The 3,986-nt window shown below is 46.6% G+C and carries 5 protein-coding genes; 4 read left to right on the top strand and 1 reads right to left on the bottom strand.

What is annotated here, in order from left to right; all coding sequences use genetic code 11:
* Nucleotides 1-166: 166 nt before the first annotated feature.
* Entirely contained in the window at nt 167-709 is a 543-nt protein-coding gene (locus RMO52_RS13130; RefSeq protein ID WP_309744528.1) for a phycobiliprotein lyase, read from the bottom strand.
* Between the two features lie 277 nt (nt 710-986).
* On the opposite strand from RMO52_RS13130, the gene RMO52_RS13125 reads away from it, so the two are divergent.
* The 4 genes from RMO52_RS13125 to RMO52_RS13110 all read left to right on the top strand — a co-directional run.
* On the top strand, nt 987-2,255 hold the full coding sequence (locus RMO52_RS13125; protein WP_310414863.1) for a serine hydrolase: 1,269 nt from the start codon (nt 987-989) through the stop codon (nt 2,253-2,255).
* A gap of 410 nt (nt 2,256-2,665) precedes the next feature.
* Nucleotides 2,666-2,794, top strand: a complete 129-nt coding sequence (locus tag RMO52_RS13120) for a hypothetical protein (RefSeq protein WP_310414860.1) — start codon at nt 2,666-2,668, stop codon at nt 2,792-2,794.
* Nucleotides 2,778-3,332 carry a GNAT family acetyltransferase gene (locus RMO52_RS13115; protein ID WP_309742584.1) on the top strand — a complete coding sequence of 185 codons (555 nt, stop codon included), beginning with the start codon at nt 2,778-2,780 and terminating at the stop codon, nt 3,330-3,332. Before RMO52_RS13120 ends, RMO52_RS13115 begins: the two co-directional genes overlap by 17 nt.
* Nucleotides 3,333-3,511: 179 nt before the next feature.
* On the top strand, nt 3,512-3,986 hold a 475-nt coding region (locus RMO52_RS13110; protein WP_310414857.1), incomplete at its 3' end, for a protein kinase.

Here is a 3,986-nt window from a genome sequence, read left to right as displayed (position 1 = left end):
CAGTCTCCCCGTCCCCCCGTCTCCCCGTCTCCCCGTCCCCCCGTCCCCCCGTATTGGATGTCACCAGCAAAGTGAGTTGCTAGTAATAATCAGCCAAAAAAGGCGGGGCAATCGATCGATTGCCCCGCCTGAGTTATTGCTATTAATTTAGCCTAAAACCTAAAGCCTAAACCATCCGCTTTTCCAAATATTGACCGATCGTGACTTGTTCGCCTGCCCGCGAGATAATTGTTTGACGGGTGCGATATTTGTCGCCGACTAATTTGATTTCCTCTTCAAATACCGAGCTTTGATACTCGGTTTTCAGACACAGAGTATCGGGCTGGGGAAAGTGGTAAATTGCGGTAATTGGTTTAGATGTGGCGAAACCGCGATCGCGATATAAGATATTGCCCAAAGCGCCAAATAAAGTACTGCCTTTAGAAGCTTTTTTCCCAGTCACTGAGTCTTTACTATCCCACTCAATTTTGCTGCCACAGGTCAAGGCTGAGTCATCCAAGCCATGCAATCTGGCTAACTCTTGCAACTCCGGCGCGCCCGGTGCTAGAAATTCGATCGCAATTTCGCTGACTACTTCTTGGGTATCGCCATGAGGCAGCGTATAGTAACGTCGTTCTGATAACCAGTGTCCAGCCGAAGCTTGAAAAAAATTGGCAACTAATAATTCTTCAGTAGTAGCGGTAGCTGGTATTTGTAAGCCGATCGTCATGGGTGCCCTCACAGGATTGAATACACGATTTGGATTTTGAATCTAAAATCCGTAATACTTCTTAATATAACGGTAATTACGGGCAAATAAATATATCGATCGATACAGAACCCGATAGAGCAGGGGTTAAAGCTAGTGTCTGCAAGCGATTGGAGCGATGGAGATCGATCGGCACCAGTCCCCGATCGGTGTCAATTAATTGACGTGGGGAACCGAATTGTGTTAATCATCATCTGACTCAACTAACTGCTCTACCTTTACCTCACATCCCGATCTTATGAAATTAAGTTGGCTTCTCCCCGGACTGATTAGCAGTGCGTGTTTAGGATTTGCGGCACCAGCCCAAGCTGGCAAATTCACAGGTTGGGAATTTAACGCCAATCAAAACCAATTAAACTTTGGTACTGATACTGGAGTCCAGCCCAAAGCCACCCTCCTCGATGGCCCTTACCGCCTGATTGTCGATTTACCCGGCACCAAAATGACCGAGGCGACCATCCGGAAGAAATACGGTGCGGCAGTGCGAGAAGTCCGCATTGCCCAGTCAGACGCCAACAATACTCGCTTGGTAATGGAACTAGCACCCGGTTATGGTGTCAGTCCCCAAAATATTATTATTCGGAGCGATCTCCCCTCACGGTGGTCGATTAAGTTGAGATCGATCGATCGCAGTGTCGCCACAGCCAGCACCGGGCGGGTTCAGAGCGTGCCTATCAGTCCGATTGTCTTTGCTGGTGTCGTACCCATCGGGCAAGAAATGACCGCCCTCAAGCGCCAAATTAAGACCTTAGCAGCGAAATATAGTTACCTCTCCCCTGGGATGTTTTTCATGGAGGTGGACACGGGTAATTATTTGGATATTAATGGTGAGAAAAGTTTCCCGGCGGCTAGTACGATTAAGTTGCCAATTTTGATGGCGCTATTTCAAGCTGTCGATTCGGGAAAAGTGCGCTTGAATGACACGCTCACGGTGAGAAGGGATTTGATTACGGGAGGTTCGGGAGAGTTGCAATACCGTCGCGGGGCAAAGTTGAGCGTCCTCCAAACGGCTACCAAGATGATCGCCATTAGCGACAATACAGGTACGAATATGATTATTGACAAGCTAGGAGGGAAGCTGGCGCTCAATCGTCAATTCAAGAGCTGGGGACTGCGAAAAACAGTCATCAACCGCCCATTGGGAGACTTTAAAGGGGCGAATACAACTAGTCCCGCCGATCTCGTAAGATTGTCAGCCTTACTTGCCAAGCATCAATTAATTAGTGAAGCCAGCCGGAGTAAAGTGTTAGATATTCTCAATCAAACTGAAAATCGGAAACTCCTCCCCGCCGGATTGGGTAAAGGTGCCGCGATCGCCCACAAAACTGGTACGCTAGGACGATTGATTGGCGATGCCGGAATCATTGAAATGCCCAATGGCAAGCTCTATTTGGCGGGTATTTTTGTGAAGCGATCGTTTAACGATATTCGCGCTCGCAGTTTTGTCCAGGAAGTATCGAAGCTGACTTATAACTATATTAATAATCGCCAAGTAAGCCAGAAGTAGAGGGTAAGAGGTAAGAGGTAAGAGGTAAAAGGTAATGGGTAAAAGGTAAAAGGTAAAAGGTAAAGGGTAAAAGGTAAAAGGTAAAAGGTAAAAGGTAAGAAGTAATTTTATGATGGTGGGTGCTGCCTATTATTTTAGACTGTAGGTTGGGTTGGGCCGCGAAACCCAACGCCCCACCAGAGTTACAGGTTGGGATTGTTGGGTTTCATTCTTCAACCCAACCTACAGATCCTTGTTGTGAGCTAATTTTAGAAACGTAGAAACGTAGGGTGGGCAATGCCCACAGACCATATAAAGCCGAAGCAATAAGAGTTTAAACTGTTTTATTCGATTACCTACGGTACGCTAAGCGATCGAGCAATCTCTATACTAGTCGAGCGATTTTAACCACTCTCAATATCCACATTACTATGTCAAAAACTGTTTGTGGGCAGTGCCCACCCTACTGGCTGGCTGCACTCGATCGGTTAGTCGATAAAGATATGTTAGTATTGGTAAATTTGTCTTATCAATTCAATCTGCATGACTCCAATTATTAGAAATGTAAGCGAGTCCGATTTTGATGGTATTCTCGATCTTCAGTCTCGCAATTTGTATAGTCAGTTAGCGCCAGCAGAGTTGGCGGGTGGATTTGTGACGACACCATTTACGCCCGAATTGCTTCGACAATTGCGATTGCAAGATGGTGTATTTGTAGCTGAAGATGCAGGGCAGATCGTCGGTTATTTACTGGCTGGGGATTGGACGTTTTTCTCGCAGTGGGAGATTTTCAGGGTGATGGTCGATCGACTACCCAAATTGAGATTTAAAGGTAGAGAAATTACTGTCGATAGCAGTTTTCAGTATGGGCCGATCTGTCTCGATCGAGCTATTCGGGGTAGTGATATCTTTCCGCAGCTATTCGATTTGATGCGATCGAGTTTCGCACCCAAATTTCCAGTCGGCGTAACTTTTATCAATAAACTAAATCAGCGATCGTTTGCCGCACATACCCGCAAACTCAACCTAGAAATAATCGATGAATTTGAGTTTAATGGTAATTCGTTTTATATGTTGGCATTTTTAACTAGGCTTTAGAGATTAGGCTTTAGGCTTTAGGGATTAGGTAATAAACTGTTCGGCAAAGTGGACGATCTTACCTCTTACCTTTTACCTCTTACCTCTTACCTTTTACCCTCTACCCCTAAGATCGCATCCAGCCGATCCTGGGGAATATTAAAGATGTGGTGAGAAATCGGCAATCGGATCGGGAAATTATGACCAGTAGCAGCTTGGGATTTCATCTGTGTGGGTATCGGGTGAGCGAAGAACTATTTCGCGACGCTAAAACTGTCGTGTATCGGGCAGAGCCAATCGCGCCAAAATCAGCCAGCCCGAAATCGGTAATTATCAAATTATTGGCTGCCGCGTATCCCACCGAACGCGAATTACTCAATTTTCGCCATCAGTATCTGCTGCTCCAGGGGCGGGACGCCAGCACTGCCACACATCTCGATTTACCAGGGGTCGTGAGGATTTACAGCTTAGAGGCATCCGATCTCGGCTATGCGTTGGTGATGGAGGATTTTGGGGGCGTCTCGTTGGTAAGTTATCGCCAAAATAATTGTTTACCGCTAGTGGATGTCCTCCAGATCGCGATCCAGTTGGCGGATACGTTGCACGCGCTGGGACGAGCGCGGATCGTTCATAAAGATCTCAAACCGGGCAATATTCTGATAAATCCGACTACCC

The organism is Chamaesiphon sp. OTE_8_metabat_110, from assembly GCF_031382685.1.
GTDB lineage: Bacteria > Cyanobacteriota > Cyanobacteriia > Cyanobacteriales > Chamaesiphonaceae > Chamaesiphon.
Note: the sequence above shows the minus strand (reverse complement) of the source record. Positions and strands in the feature narration are given on the sequence as shown.